General features: G+C 65.9%; 14 protein-coding genes and 1 pseudogene. 2 read left to right on the forward strand and 13 right to left on the reverse strand.

Annotated features, from left to right (window positions below):
• Complete coding sequence (locus tag AC6LJW_RS01245) at nt 1-1242, reverse strand: urea ABC transporter substrate-binding protein (protein ID WP_498086263.1); 1242 nt, start codon at nt 1240-1242, stop codon at nt 1-3.
• Between the two features lie 534 nt (nt 1243-1776).
• Here AC6LJW_RS01245 and AC6LJW_RS01250 point away from each other — a divergent pair.
• Nucleotides 1777-2724, forward strand: coding sequence for an alpha/beta hydrolase (locus AC6LJW_RS01250; RefSeq protein ID WP_498086264.1), 948 nt, complete (start codon nt 1777-1779; stop codon nt 2722-2724).
• 13 nt (nt 2725-2737) lie between these two features.
• Here the strand turns inward: AC6LJW_RS01250 and AC6LJW_RS01255 are convergent, their stop codons facing one another.
• From AC6LJW_RS01255 to AC6LJW_RS01285, 7 genes are all read right to left on the reverse strand, one after another.
• The gene (locus tag AC6LJW_RS01255) at nt 2738-3205 is read right to left on the reverse strand and encodes a YybH family protein (protein WP_105240496.1); all 468 of its coding nucleotides are present in this window, start codon (nt 3203-3205) and stop codon (nt 2738-2740) included.
• Between the two features lie 17 nt (nt 3206-3222).
• Nucleotides 3223-4218 (reverse strand): ABC transporter ATP-binding protein, encoded by a 996-nt coding sequence (locus AC6LJW_RS01260; protein WP_056558748.1) that lies wholly within the window; start codon nt 4216-4218, stop codon nt 3223-3225.
• Entirely contained in the window at nt 4215-5204 is a 990-nt protein-coding gene (locus AC6LJW_RS01265; protein WP_498086265.1) for an ABC transporter ATP-binding protein, read from the reverse strand. The genes AC6LJW_RS01260 and AC6LJW_RS01265 overlap by 4 nt, the downstream gene beginning before the upstream one ends.
• Nucleotides 5201-6130, reverse strand: coding sequence for an ABC transporter permease (locus AC6LJW_RS01270; RefSeq protein WP_056558743.1), 930 nt, complete (start codon nt 6128-6130; stop codon nt 5201-5203). Before AC6LJW_RS01270 ends, AC6LJW_RS01265 begins: the two co-directional genes overlap by 4 nt.
• The gene (locus AC6LJW_RS01275) at nt 6127-7074 is read right to left on the reverse strand and encodes an ABC transporter permease (protein WP_498086266.1); all 948 of its coding nucleotides are present in this window, start codon (nt 7072-7074) and stop codon (nt 6127-6129) included. The genes AC6LJW_RS01270 and AC6LJW_RS01275 overlap by 4 nt, the downstream gene beginning before the upstream one ends.
• Nucleotides 7061-8539 carry an ABC transporter substrate-binding protein gene (locus AC6LJW_RS01280; RefSeq protein WP_056558737.1) on the reverse strand — a complete coding sequence of 493 codons (1479 nt, stop codon included), beginning with the start codon at nt 8537-8539 and terminating at the stop codon, nt 7061-7063. The genes AC6LJW_RS01275 and AC6LJW_RS01280 overlap by 14 nt, the downstream gene beginning before the upstream one ends.
• Nucleotides 8540-8656: 117 nt before the next feature.
• A complete protein-coding gene (locus tag AC6LJW_RS01285; protein ID WP_498086267.1) occupies nt 8657-10945 on the reverse strand; it encodes a molybdopterin-dependent oxidoreductase in 2289 nt (762 codons plus the stop codon).
• A 203-nt stretch (nt 10946-11148) separates the two neighbouring features.
• Here AC6LJW_RS01285 and pdxR point away from each other — a divergent pair, with 203 nt between their 5' ends.
• The gene (gene pdxR / locus AC6LJW_RS01290; protein WP_498086269.1) at nt 11149-12645 is read left to right on the forward strand and encodes a MocR-like pyridoxine biosynthesis transcription factor PdxR; all 1497 of its coding nucleotides are present in this window, start codon (nt 11149-11151) and stop codon (nt 12643-12645) included.
• Here pdxR and AC6LJW_RS01295 read toward each other — a convergent pair.
• The 5 genes and pseudogenes from AC6LJW_RS01295 to AC6LJW_RS01315 form a co-directional block, all read right to left on the reverse strand.
• Entirely contained in the window at nt 12634-13857 is a 1224-nt protein-coding gene (locus AC6LJW_RS01295) for a benzoate/H(+) symporter BenE family transporter (protein WP_498086270.1), read from the reverse strand. The genes pdxR and AC6LJW_RS01295 overlap by 12 nt on opposite strands.
• 338 nt (nt 13858-14195) lie before the next feature.
• Nucleotides 14196-14339: pseudogene (locus AC6LJW_RS01300) on the reverse strand (cryptochrome/photolyase family protein); the annotation flags it as partial.
• Between the two features lie 50 nt (nt 14340-14389).
• Nucleotides 14390-14998 carry a lipocalin family protein gene (locus tag AC6LJW_RS01305; protein ID WP_498086271.1) on the reverse strand — a complete coding sequence of 203 codons (609 nt, stop codon included), beginning with the start codon at nt 14996-14998 and terminating at the stop codon, nt 14390-14392.
• A 29-nt stretch (nt 14999-15027) separates the two neighbouring features.
• Nucleotides 15028-15753, reverse strand: coding sequence for an anti-sigma factor (locus AC6LJW_RS01310; RefSeq protein ID WP_498086272.1), 726 nt, complete (start codon nt 15751-15753; stop codon nt 15028-15030).
• Nucleotides 15750-16319: a sigma-70 family RNA polymerase sigma factor gene (locus tag AC6LJW_RS01315; RefSeq protein ID WP_498086273.1), complete on the reverse strand. Its 570-nt coding sequence runs from the start codon at nt 16317-16319 to the stop codon at nt 15750-15752. The genes AC6LJW_RS01310 and AC6LJW_RS01315 overlap by 4 nt, the downstream gene beginning before the upstream one ends.
• Nucleotides 16320-16377 lie beyond the last annotated feature (58 nt).

The raw sequence follows: 16377 nt of genomic DNA on the forward strand, positions 1-16377 counted from the left end.
TCAGAACTTGATGGCGTATTGACGGTTGTCCGTCGGGTTCTTGATCAGGTCGCAGACCGCGGCGGTGTCGCCAGGCTGTTGCTGCGGGAAGCTCTCGACGAGATTGAGCTTGCGGTCACGTACTTCCGCGATGTGCACATCCAGGGTGCAGTGATGAGTGGCGGGGTCCAGCGACACGCGGCCGCTCGGCGCATCGATGGCGATGCCGGACTCCAGCGCTTCGATGACCTTGATGCGGTCGATCGAGCCGGCCTTGCGCACGCCTTCGGCCCACAGCATGAAGCCCTGATAGGCGCCCATGGCCAGTTCGGTGATGTACGGGTAGTCGGCGCCGTAACGGGCATGGAAGCGCTTGACGAAGTCGGCGTTGGCCGCGCCAGGAAGCTCTTGCAGGTAGTTCTGGCAGACGAGGAAGCCATTGCATTCTTCGGGCGACAGCACGATGTGTTCATTGCCACCGGCAAAGGTGGTCGAGGCGAGCGGGATCTTGCCCGTCATGCCGGTGGCCTTCCATTGGCGATAGAAGGACATGTGTGCGCCGCCCACCAGGCCCGACCAGACGAAGTCCGGCGAGGCGGCTTGGATCTTGGAAATGGCAGCGCCGAAATCGGTCACGTCCAGCGGGAAGAATTCGGTTGCGACGGTCTTGCCGCCGACATCGGATGCGTACTTTCGCACCCAGTTGGACACGATCTGGCCGTAGTTGTAGTCGGCCGCCACGATGTACACCTTCTTGCCCCATTGCTTGACGGCGTAGGGCGCGAGCTTCTGCACGGTCTGCGCGGGCGTTACGCCGGCCGCGAAGTAGTTGCGGTCGCAGACGCCGCCTTCGTACTGATTGTTGTAGAAGTACAGGGTGCGATAGCGGTTGAGCACCGGACGCACGACCTCGCGCGAGGCCGAGGTAATGCCGGCGTGGACCACGGCGGCCTTGTCGCGCAGCGCGGCCTGCTGCGCAAATTGCGCATAGAGCTGCATGTTCGATTGCGCGTCATACGCGATGAAGTTGATCTGCTTGTTCAGCAGGCCGCCCTTGGCATTGATTTCCTCTGCCGCGAACCGCAGCGCGTCCATCACCGGCTTGCCGTAGATGTCCAGGCCCCCGGACAGATCGTAGATGGCGGCGACATTGATTTTTTCGTCGCCAGCCGCAAAGGCGCGCGAGCCAGTGAGCCCCATCAGGGTGGCAGAGGCGGCGGTGGCTGCGGTAGACGAGAGGAACTGACGGCGGTTCATGCTCATGTTGATGGCCCCTTGAGCGCTTGCGGCGCGCGCGGTCTGGCGCCCGGCGCGAAGTGCAGGGACGTGCAGAGGCCGACGCCGAAAGTCGCGTAGACGTGTGTAAGTTTGTGGGTATGCCGAGAACCCGGCAGGATGTCGACGCCGTTGTCGACGAGAAACACTGAGCGGCCTTGCTGGCAGTTGCGCCTTTGGAACTTACCGGGCCGACCTTCAATGCGTGAAGGCAGGCCAAATTCTAGGGGAAGGGCAAGGGCCAGGCTAGCCCCGGGATTTCCCTAGGCCTGCCGCTGATCTCGTCGTAAGCCGCGCCATCAGCCAGGACGTAAGCGATACCGGCCCGCTATGCGCGACATGGATCTGATCGCGCTCCACGGTTTTGATGAAACCTGCGCGAGGGTGCCGCGCAGATCGCCTTCCGCCTCAGGTTAAAAGCATATGCCTGAATCGTATTTGGCCTCCTGCCACCGGCCTGTCCATACTGAGCGGTTTTGGCCTGCCCGCCGGGCCGCCTTCCTTCCTTGCATCGGACGCATCATGAGCACCCTGTCACCCGAAGTTCAAGCCGCCCAGGCCCTGGGCCGTGAAGCCGGTGTCGGCACCCCCAATGTGCTGACCACCCCGCTGGATCAAGTGCGCCGGCAGGCGCGCGGTTATCAAATCTGGTTGGCGGGGGACGCGCCCGAGGTCGGACGCGTGGTTGAGCATCGGCTGGATCATTTGCCGGTGCCGGCGACCTTGCGGCTTTACTATCCGGCGGGCTCGGAGGGCAAGGCGCTGCCGCTGTATCTGCATCTGCACGGCGGCGGGTTTGCGCACGGGGATCTGGAAACCCTGGATCGCTGGAAGCGCGAGATCGCCAATGAGGCCGGTGTGGTGACGGGCGGGTTGGACTATGCGCTGTCGCCTGAGGCGCGCTATCCGGTCGCCGTGGAGCAGGTGTTGGGAACGGTGCGCTGGTTGCATGGCAATGCGGCAACGCTGGGTCTGGATGCGGGGCGTTTGAGCTTGGGCGGAGAATCTGCCGGCGGCAATCTGACGCTGGCGGCGGCGCAAAGGCTGCGTGATGCGGGCGAGCCGTTGCTCCGCGCGATTGCGTTGATTTACGGCATGCTGTCGGCGCGCCGGGATACGCCGGCGCAGCAGGAGCTGGGCGATGGCCGCTTTGGGTTGTCGACCGACAAGCTGGATTGGTTCTGGCGCCAGTATGTGGCGGATGAGGCGCAATTGCAGGATCCCGGCGTTGCGCCGCTCTTGAGCAGCGTGCAGGGTCTGCCGTCTGTCATTCTGCAAGCCGCAGAGCTTGATCCCTTGCTGGACGACACCAAGGATCTGGCGCAGGCGCTACGCGAGGCGGGCGCGCAGCCGTGGTTGAAAATCTACCCCGGCGTGCCGCACAGCTTCATCGGCATGACCCGCATCCTGCCGCAAGCGCGGGAAGCCCGATCGGATCTGGTGCAGCAGTTGCGTCTGCTGCTGGCCTGAGCGCCTCGCTTACTTAACTCCGAACCGGCTTGTTCCCGTGCGACACGCTGGGTGTATCGCGGAACAGCGACATGTGCGTGTGCGTCGCCACCCACGGATCGCCGACGTTTTCGCGCGCGAACGACACGGTGGCGCGGCCGAGGCGGTCGAAGGTCTTGCCGTCGGGGTGATAGCCGATCGAGTCCCACACCGCCGCACCGACGGCGAACAGGCGATCCGGCGACACAAAGGTCTGCACGTCGTCCAGACGCCACAAGAACTTATCGATGCTGAACCACACATTGCGCCACTGGTTCTTCTCGGCGTGATCGCGGCCGTGCACGAAGTTGGTGTACGTGCCAAACGCGACAAAGTCTTCTGCGAACAGATGGCGTGCCGCCGCGTAATCCACGGCTTGGACATGGTCGGACAGTTCCTTGAACCAGGCACGCACCGCGTCGGCATCGGCCGGCGCAACAGGGGTCAGAGCTTTAACAGACATGGTTTCTCCATGAAAAATTACGAGGAAATCGGCGCGGCGCCAGGAAACCAGCAAGCCACTTTGTGTTCGCCCGCCATTGCCGTCAGCGTCGGCGCTTCCTGGCGGCAACGTTCAACCGCCAGCGGGCAGCGCGGGTGATAGCGGCAGCCTGAGGGCGGGGACATCGGGCTGGGCGGTTCACCCAGCGCCACCGGAAACGTCCGCCGGCCATCGCGATGGCGTTCCGGCTCGGGCACGGCAGCCAGCAGGCCGCGCGTATACGGATGCAGCGGCCGGTCATAGACATCGTCACGACGACCGGTCTCGACCACCTGGCCGGCATACATGATGGCGATGCGATGCGAGATATGCCGCACCACGGCCAGATCGTGCGCGATCAGCAGGAAGGACAGTCCCAGTTCCTGCTGCAAGTCCTGGAACAGATTGATGATCTGCGCCCGCACCGAGACGTCCAGCGCCGACACGGGCTCATCGGCCACGATCAGCTCAGGCTGAATCGCCAGCGCGCGGGCAATGCCGACCCGCTGGCGCTGACCGCCGGAGAAGGCATGCGGATAGCGCCTGGCGGTGTCGGCCGGCAGGCCGACCTGGGCGATCAACTGCGCCACGCGTTCTTCCAGCGCACGCCGTCCCGCTGACCAGCCATGGACGATCAAGGGCTCGGCAATCGCATCGAACACCGTGTGACGCGGATTCAAACTGGTGGACGGGTCCTGAAACACGAGCTGCATGTGCCGCCGCAGTTCGCGCAATTGCGCGGTGCCTGCGGTGCTGATGTCTTCACCCCGAAACCGGATGGAGCCCGAGGTCAATGGCGTGCGGCGCAGGACCGCGCGGCCCAACGTCGTCTTGCCCGAACCGGACTCGCCCACCAGGCCCAAGGTTTCACCGCGCGCCAGTTCCAGCGAGACGCCATCGACCGCGCGCGCGGTCATGGGCCGGCTGAACCAGCCCGCCGAGCGCACCGGGTAATGCACGCGCAAATCCGCTACCTGCAACAACGGGGGCGTCATGCCACCTCCTTCCAGACCGGTGCAAACGGCCGCACACAGGCAGCCAGGCGTCCCGGCGACAGCGATTGCAACGGCGGCCGCGCGGCGCATGCCGCATCGGCGCCGGGGCAACGCGGCGCAAAATCACAATAGCTGCGCCGCACACGGGGATCGGGCGGCACGCCTTCGATTGCCGTCATGCGGTGCTGGTTATCCGACAGCCGTGGGGTGGCGCGCAGCAAGCCCGCGGTATAGGGATGGGCAGGCTGGGCAAACAAGGCATCGGCATCGCCGACCTCGACCAGACGGCCGGCATACATCACCGCGACGCGATCAGCCACCTGCGCCACCACGCCCAGATCGTGCGTCACCAGCAGCACCGCCAGCTTAAGGCGGGTTTTCAGTTCGGCCAATAGCGCCAGGATCTGCGCCTGGATTGTGACGTCCAATGCGGTGGTCGGCTCGTCGGCGATCAGGACCTGCGGATCGCAGGCCAGCGCCATGGCGATCAGAATGCGTTGCCGCTGGCCCCCGGAAAACTCATGGGGCAGGCGCGCCAGGCGTTCGGCCGGTTTGGGGATGCCCACCTGCTCCAGCAGACTGATGGTGCGCGCACGGCGCGCTGCGGCATTCAGCGCGGTATGGCGCTCCAACACTTCATCGATCTGCGTGCCGATAGTCAGGAGCGGATTCAGCGCACTCATGGGGTCTTGAAACACCATGGCGATGCGCCGCCCGCGGATGTCTTCCAGCGCCCGTTCCGGCAGGCTGAGCAGGTCTTGGCCGTCGAACAGCACGCTGCCCCCCGCCACCCGGCCGGGCAGGGTGGTCAAACCCATCAACGCCAAGGCGCAGGCGCTCTTGCCGGAGCCGCTTTCGCCAACCAGGGCCAGGGTCTCGCCGGCATGCAGATCAAAGGAGACGCGATCGACCGCGTTGACGCTGCCCTGGCGGGTCAGGAATTCAACGCTCAGATCACGAACGCTCAATAGAGGCTGCGTCGTCATCGCGCCTCCTTGGCCAGCAATTTGCGCGCGAAGTCCTTTTCGCGTTCCCGCGGGTCCAGCGCCAGGCGCAGGCGGCTGGCAGCCAGATTGACGCCCAGCACGGTCAGCGCGATGGATAGACCGGGAAAGGTCGCCAGCCACCAGGCGCTGGTCAGATAGTTGCGGCCATTGGCCACGTCCAGACCCCATGACACGCCGGGCGGTTGCACGCCGACGCCCAGAAACGACAGCGCCGCCTCGGCCAGCACGACGCGGGCAAACTCCAGCACCATCAAGGTGATAAGCGGCGCCGCCAGATTGGGCAAGACGTGGCGCAGCAGGATGCGAGCCGGCCGCGCGCCGGCCATCTCGGCGCTTTCGATGTAAGGCAGCTGACGCACCGACAGCACCACGCTGCGGATCTGCCGCGCGTAAACCATCCAGCCATTCAAGGCCAAGGCCAGAATGACCGTGCCGGGGCCCGGTCCCAGAATCACGAGGATCACCAGAGACAGCAGCAGGCCGGGGAAGGCCACATGGATATCGACCCAGCGCATCAGCACCGCGTCCACCCGGCCACCGGCGAAACCGGCAATCAAACCCACCAGCACGCCTACACCGGCAGAGATCGCCACCACGGCGGCGCCGATGAATATCGACAGCCGCGCGCCATGCAGCACCCGGCTCAGCACATCGCGTCCCAGGTTGTCCGTGCCCAGCAGATTCGCCAGGCTGCCGCGTTCTTCCCAGGCCGGCGGACGCAGGCGCGCGGACAACTTGATCGTGGCGGGGTCATAAGGCGCCAGCCACGGCAGGACGATGGCAACCGCTGCCAGCGCCAGCAGCAGCACCAGGGCCAGGATCCAGCCGCGTTGACGATCCGACAGGGCACGCCAGCCGCTTGCCGCCGGCGCGGGCACCGGCAATTCCCAGACGGGCGCGCTCATACCGCGATTCTCCGGTCCAGCAGCCGGTACACGATGTCCAGGCAAAAATTCAGAATCACGATCAGGAAGGCGATGAAGAAGACCACGGCTTGCAAGAGCACCAGGTCCTGGCGCTCGATGGCCTGCACCGCCGTCTGGCCCAGCCCCGGCCAGGCGAACACGGTTTCGACCACGACGGTATGGCCGGCCAGCATGGCGGCGAACTCCCAGCCCAGCAGCGCGACCGTCGGCACGGCGGCATTGCGCAGGGCATGCACCAGCACGATGCGCCGCGAGCGCAATCCCTTGGCGCGCGCCGTGCGCACGTATTGCGAATTGAGTTCGTCGATCAAGGCCGAGCGCAACATCATGGCGATACGTCCCAAGGCCGGTAAAGCCAGCGTCACGATGGGCAGCACGGCGCTGGCTGCGGTGTCCGATCCCGATGAGGGCAACCAGTTCAAGGTCACGGCAAACAGCAGGATCAGCAGCAAGCCCAGCCAGAATTGCGGCAGGGACAGGCCGCTCAAGCTCAGCAGCACCGAAATGCGATCCGCCCATTGCCCGGGTTTCAGGGCTGCGGCAATGGCCAGCGGCACGCCCAGCAGCACGGCGAATGCCAGCGCGCCCAGACACAAGGTGAGGGTGCCGGACAGGCGTTCGAGCACGATGTCCACGGCGGGCCGGTGTTGCCAGAGGGAGTCGCCAAACTGAAAGCTGGCGATATCGCGCAGATAGTGCACGTACTGCAGCCAGATCGGGCCATCCATGCCCAGCGCGCGCGCCAGCACGGCGCGGTCTTCGGCCGAGGCATCGACCGGCAGCATGGCTTGCACTGGATCGCCGATAAGACGCGTGACGACGAACACGATCGTCGTCACGCCCACCACGACCAGCAAGCCTTGCAGAAAGCGGCCCAGCAAAAAGCGCGGCAAGCCGCGCCCGCCCTGATTAGTCGGTGACACGGAAGTCCTTGAGCGGGATCAGGCCATCAACGCGCGGCGAGAATTCCACCCGCTTGGACAACCCGAAAATTTCTCCGCCATCGAGCAGGAAGACCAGATAGGCCTGATCGCGGCCGATCTGCAGGGCCTTGGAGTACAAGGCCTGACGCTTGGCGGGATCGGCTTCCTGGCGCGCGTCTTCGATCAGCTTCTTCAGTTCGGCATTGTCGTTGGCGGCCGCGACACCGCCTTCCGCGTAATAGGCGCTCAGCGTACGATCCGCGTCCAGCAATTGATTCGAATGGCTGCTGCTGATCTGCGCTTCGGTCGGCACGCGATTCTTGTTCAGCGCGTCCAGATATTCGGCCCAGGCCAGGACGCGGAAGTTGACCTTCAGGCCCGCGGCCTCCCAGTAGGCGGCAATGGTTTCCGCCAATTCCTTGTCTTTCAGCCAGCGGCCCGAGGGCGCGTAGAGATCGATGCTTTTGCCGTGGGCGCCAGCGGCCTTCAGCAGCTCGGTCGCGCGCTTGGGATCGTAGGGATAGGGCTTGATGGAAGCGTCATAGCCAAACCAGCCCGGCGCCAGCAATTGGCCGTGCGACACCGAGGCGTAGCCACCATAGAGGTCGTTGGCCAGCGCTTCCTTGTCCACCGCGTAGTTCAAGGCCTGGCGCACGCGCACGTCGGCCGTCAGGCCTTTCAAGGCGTTGAGCGACACAAAGGGCAGGTCGGTGCCCTTGAGGGTCACGGCCTTGGCCACGCGCTTGGTGTCTTCCGGCAGCAGATTGGTGATGAAGTCGAAATCGCCGGCGCGCAGGCCCGACAGGCGCGTGCCGGGTTCGGCGACGAAGCGATAGGTGGCGCGGTCGACATTGCCGACTGCCTTGGGGTTCCAGTAATTCGGGTTCTTGGTGAGGACGATGCGATTGCCCTTGGACCATTCCGTCAGCACATAGGGGCCGCTGCCCACCGGCTTCTGGCTCAAGCTGCCATCGGCGGCCGCGGCGGGCGACACGATGGTCAGCCAGGACAGGCGCGCCGGCAGCGCCGGATCCGCGCCATTGGTGTGCACCTTGACGGTCACGGCGTCCACGGCCTCGGCCTGCTTGATGCCGAGAAAGAACGGACGCTGGCGCGAGGCGGTCTTGGGATCGACGATGCGGTTGATGCTGGTCGCCACGGCAGCGGCGTCCAGGGGCTTGCCGTCGCTGAACTTGAGGTCCGGACGCAGCGTCACTTCCCAGGTTGTCGCGTCGATCTGACGCGGCAAGCCCGTAGCCAATTGCGGCACCAGATCGCCCGTGGGCGTGCGGGTCAGCAGGGTTTCGAAGATGTTGCGCGAGACAGCGCGCTCAGAGCCATCCTGCGCCGTCTGCGGATCCAGCGTCGAGGGCTCGGTGCCCAGCGCCAACGTGATATCAGCCGCCTGCGCGGCGCTCAGCACCGACGCAGACAGCAGCAAACCCAAAAACTGGTTAAGGCGCATGGCGCACTCCGGATCCATCGTAAATAAGGAAAACGAAGTTTGCCGCCAGAAAATCAAACGTGCCGTTCTAAGGATATGTCGCGGAAATACTTGACTGAGGCAGGGAGGGTTGAGGTATTAAGCCGCTCCGGACAGCAACACGGGCAGTTCCCAAGCCCGATGCCGCACCGGCTCGCCCAGATGTTTTTCCACCTGCACCAAGGCGGTCTGCGCGCTGGGCCCCTGCGTCAGCCGCGAGGTCCCGATGTCCGCGGTCAGTGCGTTCGGATTGCCATGCCTGTCCAGGTTGCCGTCGGGATCCGACCAGGCGCCCGTCGCCATGATCACCACCCCGCGCGACAGCCCGTCGTCCAGCACCGCGCCAGCCAGACATGCGCCACGGTCGTTGAAAACCCGCAGCACATCGCCGTTGCTGATGCCACGCTCGGCGGCATCCAGCGGATTGATCGCAATGGGTTCATGGCCGGACACTTTGCCGGCGCGCGACAGGCTGGCGGGATCCAACTGGCTGTGCAAGCGCGTGCGCGGTTGATTGGTCAGCAGATGCAGCGGCCATTGTTTTGCCGCGGGCGCGCCCAGCCATTCCGTGGGCGCCAGCCAGGCCGGATAACCGGGGCAATCGTCATACCCATATCCGGCCACCGCTTCGGAATACAGCTCGATGCGCCCCGACTTCGTGTACAGCGGGTTGGCGGCCGGATCCTGCCGAAAGCGCTCAAACAGCACATAAGGCGTTTCGGGCGGGGGCACTTCGGCATGCCCGTGCGCCCAGAAGGTCTCAAAGTCAGGCAGTTCGACGCCCCGCGCCTGACATCCCGCGCGCATGCCGTCATAAACATGCCGGCACCAGCCGGGCACATCGCGCCCCGCCGTGAACGCCTCGCCAAACCCGGCGCGCCGCGCGAGTTCCGCGAAGATATCGAAATCGTTTCGCGCCTCGCCCTGCGGCTCGACGGCGCGATGCATGGCGAACACATAAGGATCACGCGAAGATCCGCCCACGTCTTCGCGCTCCAGCGCCGTCGTGGCGGGCAGCACGATATCCGCGCGTCGTGCCAATGGTGTCCAGAAGGACTCGTGCACGATCACCGTCTCGGGCTTGCTCCAGGCCTGCCGCAAGCGATTCTGGTCCTGATGGTGATGAAACGGATTGCCGCCGGCCCAGTAGATCAGCTTCACGTCCGGGTAGACATGCCGTCCGCCGTTGAACTCGTACTCCGCGCCCGGCGCCAGCAGCATGTCGGCGATGCGCGCGACGGGAATCGCCAGGCCCGAGGGATTCTTGGGCACCGGAATCTCCGGCCCGGGGACCTGACGGCGCGGCTGGCCGATGCCGTTCAACGAGGCATGCCCAAAGGCAAAGCCGCCGCCGGGCATGCCGATCTGGCCCAGCATCGCCGCCAGCCCGATCACCGCCCAATACGGCTGCTCGCCATGCTGCGCGCGCTGCAAGGCCCAGGCGGCCGTCAACAGGCTGCGCTGCTGCGCCGCCTCGCGCGCCAGCGCAGCGATGCGTTCTGCCGGAATGCCGGTAATGGCTGCGGCCCACGCCGCATCCTTGGGCTGGCCATCGGTTTCGCCACGCAAGTACGCGGCCCAGCGCTCAAACCCGGTGCAATGGCTGGCCAGAAATGCCGCGTCGTGAAGATTTTCGGTCAGCAGGGTATGCGCCATGCCCAGCATCAACGCCGTGTCGGTGTTGGGCCGTATCGGCAGCCACTCGGCCGCCATCTCGGCGGGAATGTCGGCGCGTGTCGGGCTGATCACCACCAATTTGATGCCGCGCCGCTGTGCCTCGCCCAGCCAGCGCGGCAGGTTGTGCAGGCCCGAGCCGCCTGAAGTCACCTGGCTGTTCTTGACCGGAATGCCGCCAAAGGCGATCAGCACCCGGGTGTGTTCCAGCACGCTATCCCAATCCGTCACGTCGCCGCTTACAGGCGAGGTGGTGCCAATGACATACGGCAGCAGAAACTGCGCCGCGCCCCAGCTGTAGTTGCCGATCTGGTCGACGCAGCCGCCGCCCAGAAACAGGAACCGCCGGATCAGGCTGCGCGCATGGTGGACCCGCCCGGCCGAGGACCAGCCATACGAGCCGCCAAACACGCCGGCCGCGCCATGCTTGGCGCGCACGCGCGCCAGCTCGCCAGACACGAGGTCGAGCGCGCGGTCCCAGGAGATTTCGATGTAGTCGTCGCCCTCGCGGTCGCGGCGGCCTTCCAGCCAGCCGCGCCGCACCGCCGGACGGCGCACGCGCAGTGGCGAATGCACCATCTCGGGAATGGAGTCCAGCATGGGCGAGGGCGCCGGATCCGGCCCAAAGGGCTCGCAGCCGACCAGGCGGCCGGCTTCGGTGATTGCCGTGAAGGCGCCCCAGTGCGCGAGCGAGGGGTGACGTGTACGTGCCATGCGGAAAACTCAGAGTGCGGTTCGATCCTGTACCAGCCTGACCCAGAATGCGGCGCCATGGCTGATGGCTTAGTCGTTGAAATCATACTGCGGCGTGTGCAGGCCCGACGCATCACCTTCACTGGCATCGCCCGACAGTGACTTAGAATTGCCGGTCAAGACCGGCTATTTCCGCGCCGATCAGCAGACCGTTCAACAACCGTATGGCAACGACATTCCAGCTGGATACGCTCAAGATTCAGATGAACGAGGCGGCGCTCCAGCGGTTGGACCTGCATCAGCGCATCCAGCGGGCGCTCCGCGCGCTGATCTTGGACGGCGCGCTGGGACCGCGGGTCAAGCTGCCCGCGACGCGCGGCTTGGCCAAGTCGCTGGGCGTGTCGCGCGACACCGTCGAAAACGCCTACGTGCAACTGCATCGCGATGGCTACATCGTGCGTCGCGAGGGCTCGGGTAGCTATGTGTCCGAGACGGTGGGAATCGAACTGCGGGGCGCGACGCGCAAGCGGGCAAGGCTGGAGCGCAAGCCCGGCGCGGCGCAACCGGGTGCGGGTCTGAGCCGCCGCGGGCGGGCGATCCTGGATAGCGGCGGCGTTTCAGACCAGCAGGTCATCAAGGCGTTCGCCACCGGGCTGCCCGAGACGCGCACGTTTCCCACCGGCGTCTGGGAACGCCTGCAGCGCCAAGTCATGAAGGACAGCCGCAGCCACGTGCTGCTGCATGGCGAACCGCAGGGCGCTGAACCGCTGCGCCGAGCCATCGCTGCCTATCTGAATCTGGAGCGTGGCGCCAAGGTCGTGCCCGAGCAGGTCCTGGTGCTCAGCAGCACCCGGCAAGCGCTCTTCCTGTGCGCGCAACTGCTGGCCGACGCCGACACGCCCATCCTGATGGAGAATCCCGGTTACTTCGGCGCCCGCAAGTCGTTCGAGGCCGCCGAAACGCGGATCGTGCCGATAGACGTCGATGCGCAGGGCATACGCATGGACCTCCTGCGCGCGGACCGCAGCGGCGCCAGTTGCGTGTATGTGACGCCGTCGCACCAGTATCCGACGGGCGTGACGTTGTCACTGGAACGCAGGCTGGAGCTGGTCGGTTGGGCAGCCGACCATGGCAAGTGGATCATCGAGGACGACTACGATAGCGAATTCCATTACGACGGTTTGCCGACCGCCTGCGTGCAGGGCCTGGACCGGCATCAACGAACCTTGTACCTGGGTACGTTCAGCAAGACGCTGTATCCCGGCCTGAGGATGGGATACATGGCGCTGCCGCCGGAACTGGTCGACGCCTTTTCACTGGCGCGCAGCATCATGGACGGACACACGCCGCAGATACTGCAGTTGACACTGGCCCGCTTCATGGAAGACGGTCATTACCATTCGCACGTTCGGGCGATGCGCAAGCTGTACGCGGGGCGCCGCGAGGTTCTGCTGGCGTCGCTGGTAAAGCGGCTCGGCCACGTCGCGCAGGCCGTGCGTCCCCCCGGCGGCCTGCAGATCCCGTGCCTGCTCGAGCCAGGCTGGTCCGAGGAAAGGACCCTGCTTTTGGCAGAGCGCGCCGGCCTGCGCCTGCCCGGCCTCAGCCGGCTGTATGCCGGCGCGTACAAGCAACCGGGCTGGCTGTTGGGCTATGCGTCGTTGACGGCCTACGAGATCGAGGACGCCGTGCTGCGTCTGGAGAACGCGCTGTCAAGGGCCTGACCTGCCTTGAAGGGGCAGCATGGAGCGCCGTGCCTGAGGGCCGCCGTGCATCAGCAGATGCGCAGTCAGGCCGGCCACCAGCCCCCAGAATGCGCCGCCCACGCCCAGCATCGTGACGTTCGCGGCGGTGGCCAGAAAAGTGATGAGCGCCGTCTCACGCGTGCGCACGTCGGCCATGGCGTTGGCCAGGCTGCCGCCAATCGCGCCAAGCAAGGCAAGGCCGGCCAGCGTGGTGATGAATGCCTTGGGCAGCACCATGAAAAGTGTCGCCAACGTAACGCCGAAGGTGCCGACCAGGATGTAGAACGCACCGCAGGCTAGACCCGCGATGTAACGCTTGGCGGGATCTTCATGGGCGTCCTTGCCGGTGCAGATGGCGGCGGTGATCGCCGCGACATTGAATGCGTGCGCCCCGAAAGGCGCCATGAGGAGCGAGCCCAGTCCCGTCACGGTCAGGATCGGATTCGCGCTGGTCCGGTAGCCATCGTTGCGCAGCACCAGCATGCCGGGCATGTACTGACCCGTGAGTGTGATGATGAAAAGGGGCAAGGCAACGCCCAGCGCGGCCTGCAGCGAGAAGCCGGGCATTTCGAACACGGGCGCCGCCAGGCGCAGATGGACAGCCGAGAAGTCGATCCGGCCCTGCGCGATGAGCAATGCGAGGCCGATGGCCAGGATGCCGATCACGGCGAAGCGCGAGGAGAAGCGCTTGAGCAGCGCGTAGGACACCACCAGAACGATCACCAGCAGGGGGTCGGCGCTGGCGCCGCCAAAGGCATTGACGCCAAACTGCAGCAGGATGCCCGCCAGCAGACCGGCGGCGATGCCCCCCGGGATCCTGCGCACAAGCTTTTCGAAAGCACCCGACAGCCCCAGCACGATAAAACCCAGCGCCGATAACATGTACGCGCCGATGACTTCTTGATAAGGCGTGAAGGGCATGACCGTGGCCAGGAACGCGGCGCCGGGCGTGGACCACGCCGTAATGATGGGCGCCTTGTAGCGCCAGCTGAGCAGCGCGCCGGTGGCGCCCACCCCGATGGACACCGCCCACACCCAGGAGGTGGTCTGCGCCGGCGACAAGCGGGCCAGCTCTGCCGCCTGAAACACCAGGACAAACGTGCCGCCGTAGTTCACCAAAACCGATATCAGTGCCGCGACGGTCGGGGATAGGAAGTCGGCGAGTCGGATATCCACCCGAGGTGCTGTCATGAATCACTCCGCATTCAAGGGGCGCCCGGCCGCAGGCCGGACTTGAACGGGGAGTCTATGGGGGGCGCGGCAGGTTGATACCTGCCACATCCAGCCGGGCGGGCAGACCGCTTCTGATGTGGAACGTCTCTTAAAGCTCGTCCAGGCGTGTCAAGGTCAGCGCGGCGTGCTCGCCCGTTTTCTGTTTCCTGTCGTACGAGCATCCACGGCAGTAATCGCCCCAGGATTTGCCGGATGAAGCCCTCGACCGCTGCCAAGTGCGCGCGCCCCGTTTCGTAGGCGGCCTGCGCCTGCCGCGCCAGCTCGTCTGGGTGCCGCATCTTGGTGTTCAAGGCGAAGGCGGCGAATATCGCCAGGATTTTTTGTGCGTGGTGCAGCACGTAGTCCGTCTCTTGACGCAATTCCATCAGCACATACACGACGTCCGGGTCGGTCCGGGCGAACCAGCTGTGCAGCGGATTCAGCTGATCGCCGAGAATCAGGCGTAGGGTGTGCGCCCTCGCGCTTGGATGTCATGGCGCGCGGTCCCGCATCAGGAGGCCGGTTCCAGTGGCGGCTGTTCGCGATCCTGGCTGACCCAGATGAATGCGTCGGTGTCCAGGCCCAATGCCTTGGCGCGGCGCAGGATGTCGTCGCGCGTATCGCGGCCAAGCGTCTTGTCACGCGCGAGAATCCAGGCGTAGCTGCGATCCGGGCCAACGACCAGGGCCCAACGATAATCCGGGTCCAATGCGGCCACATGGTAGCCGCCATAGAAGGGGCCGAAGAACGACACTTTCAGCGATGCCACCGACGGGTCACCCGTGAAGCGGGCTCGCCCCTGCGCCGAACGCCAATCGCCTTGCGAACCCTTGGCCGGGTCGAACCCGCGGTTGACGACGCGCACGGTGCCGTCATCCTGCAGCGTGTAGTGGGCGGTGACGTCCGTCATGCCGCGTTCGAAGCTGTGGTCCAGCCGCGCGATTTCAAACCAGCGTCCTTCATAACGATGCACGTCGAAGGAGCCAACGGGTCTCACGCCCTTGGGCGGCGTCGTCGCGGCACAGCCATACAACGTCAAACCCAACAGTCCCAAGGCCAGCCACGGGGCGACGTGCCGCAACGGGTGGATGAAACGACGAACGGCTTCTGCATGGCGCATGAAAAACCTCCGCTGTATTTGAATCTGCGCTACATCACCTTTACCGCCCGCCCGATGAACTGGATCGGTCCGGTCGGCTTGCCGGTGGGCGAGCCGGTGGCCGGTTCCAGCGTCAGTTCAAACAACTGGTTCGGCTCCAACGGGGGCAGCTTGTCCAGCGCGATGCGCACGGGCTCTCCGGGTTTGATCAGACCCAGCGAGACCGGGCCGGCCCAGCCGTCGGCCTTGGTCCAGAATTCCAGCGCACGATCGGCCGGGACCTGCATGGCCGCGATGGGCACCAGTTGCACCTCGCGCTGACCGGCACTGGCCTGCACGACCCAGCCCGGCGTTTGCGACTGCGGCGCGACCAGGACCACCATGTACTGCACGGGAACCGGCGCTGGCGTGGGCCGCAGCGCAAGCGTTCCGGCCAGCACCAGGGCGGCGGCCAGACCGCTGGCGGCCGCGCCGCGCCAGAAAAACAGGCTGTCCCACCAACCCGGGCGCGTCGGCTGCGCGGCTTGGCGGGCCGCGCTCTGGCGATCCAGCGTTTCCGCGATGCGAGGCCACAGGCCGGGCGACGGCTCCACGGGAGTGGCCAGGCTGCTGAGCGGCAGCAGGCGTTCTTCCCAGCGGTCGACGGCGGCGCGCAGGGCGGCATCATGCGGCAGGCGGGCGTTGACGTCGCGCCGGCGCGCGGCGGACAAGGTGCCCAGCACGTATTCGCCGGCCAGTTCGTCCAGGTTGTCGGGGGAAGGGGATGGGGCGCTCATGCCAGGCATTCCTTCAGCGCTTTCAGGCTGCGCTTGATCCAGGCTTTGACGGTGCCCAGCGGTGCGCCCAGGCGCTGCGCAATCTCACTGTGCGACAGGCCTTCCACATAGGCATGCAGCACGCAGTTGCGGCGCACGGGTTCCAGTTGCTCGAGGCACGGGCCGATGCGGCCGGCGCTGTCGCGCCAGTCGAACGCGTCGCGCGTGTCGTGCCAGGCGTCGATCGCGTCGCGGGCGTCGAGCGCGGCGGCGGTGTCGTCGTCGACGGCGGTTTCGTGGCGGCTGTCCCGCACGGCGTTCAGCGCCAGGTTGCGCGCGACGCTGTAGAGCCAGCCGCGGGCCGAGCCGCGCGTGGCGTCGAAGCTGCCGGCACGGTGCCAGATATTGACGAAGGCGTCGTGCACGATGTCTTCGGCCCGGGCGCGGTCGCGCACGATGCGCTGCGCGACGCCCAGCAGGCGGGGGCCTTCGTGGCGGTACAGGGCTTCCAGCGCCGAGCGGCGCCCCGCGGCGCACTGCTCGAGGGCGGCGTTGTAATCGAAATCCGGATCAGGTCGGTTCGGCATGCGCGCAGAGCAGGAAGGGGTGGGCACGGACCGGGCTGACAAGCCCCGGGCGGCGGCG

Source organism: Achromobacter sp. 1012554356 (assembly GCF_059760815.1).

Excerpts from the sequence above, each read along its gene's own strand:
- AC6LJW_RS01245 (WP_498086263.1), bottom strand. The coding sequence starts at position 1,242 with ATGAGCATGAACCGCCGTCAGTTCCTCTCGTCTACCGCAGCCACCGCC.
- AC6LJW_RS01250 (WP_498086264.1), top strand. The coding sequence starts at position 1,777 with ATGAGCACCCTGTCACCCGAAGTTCAAGCCGCCCAGGCCCTGGGCCGT.
- AC6LJW_RS01255 (WP_105240496.1), bottom strand. The coding sequence starts at position 3,205 with ATGTCTGTTAAAGCTCTGACCCCTGTTGCGCCGGCCGATGCCGACGCG.
- AC6LJW_RS01260 (WP_056558748.1), bottom strand. The coding sequence starts at position 4,218 with ATGACGCCCCCGTTGTTGCAGGTAGCGGATTTGCGCGTGCATTACCCG.
- AC6LJW_RS01265 (WP_498086265.1), bottom strand. The coding sequence starts at position 5,204 with ATGACGACGCAGCCTCTATTGAGCGTTCGTGATCTGAGCGTTGAATTC.
- AC6LJW_RS01270 (WP_056558743.1), bottom strand. The coding sequence starts at position 6,130 with ATGAGCGCGCCCGTCTGGGAATTGCCGGTGCCCGCGCCGGCGGCAAGC.
- AC6LJW_RS01280 (WP_056558737.1), bottom strand. The coding sequence starts at position 8,539 with ATGCGCCTTAACCAGTTTTTGGGTTTGCTGCTGTCTGCGTCGGTGCTG.
- AC6LJW_RS01285 (WP_498086267.1), bottom strand. The coding sequence starts at position 10,945 with ATGGCACGTACACGTCACCCCTCGCTCGCGCACTGGGGCGCCTTCACG.
- pdxR (WP_498086269.1), top strand. The coding sequence starts at position 11,149 with ATGGCAACGACATTCCAGCTGGATACGCTCAAGATTCAGATGAACGAG.
- AC6LJW_RS01295 (WP_498086270.1), bottom strand. The coding sequence starts at position 13,857 with ATGACAGCACCTCGGGTGGATATCCGACTCGCCGACTTCCTATCCCCG.
- AC6LJW_RS01305 (WP_498086271.1), bottom strand. The coding sequence starts at position 14,998 with ATGCGCCATGCAGAAGCCGTTCGTCGTTTCATCCACCCGTTGCGGCAC.
- AC6LJW_RS01310 (WP_498086272.1), bottom strand. The coding sequence starts at position 15,753 with ATGAGCGCCCCATCCCCTTCCCCCGACAACCTGGACGAACTGGCCGGC.
- AC6LJW_RS01315 (WP_498086273.1), bottom strand. The coding sequence starts at position 16,319 with ATGCCGAACCGACCTGATCCGGATTTCGATTACAACGCCGCCCTCGAG.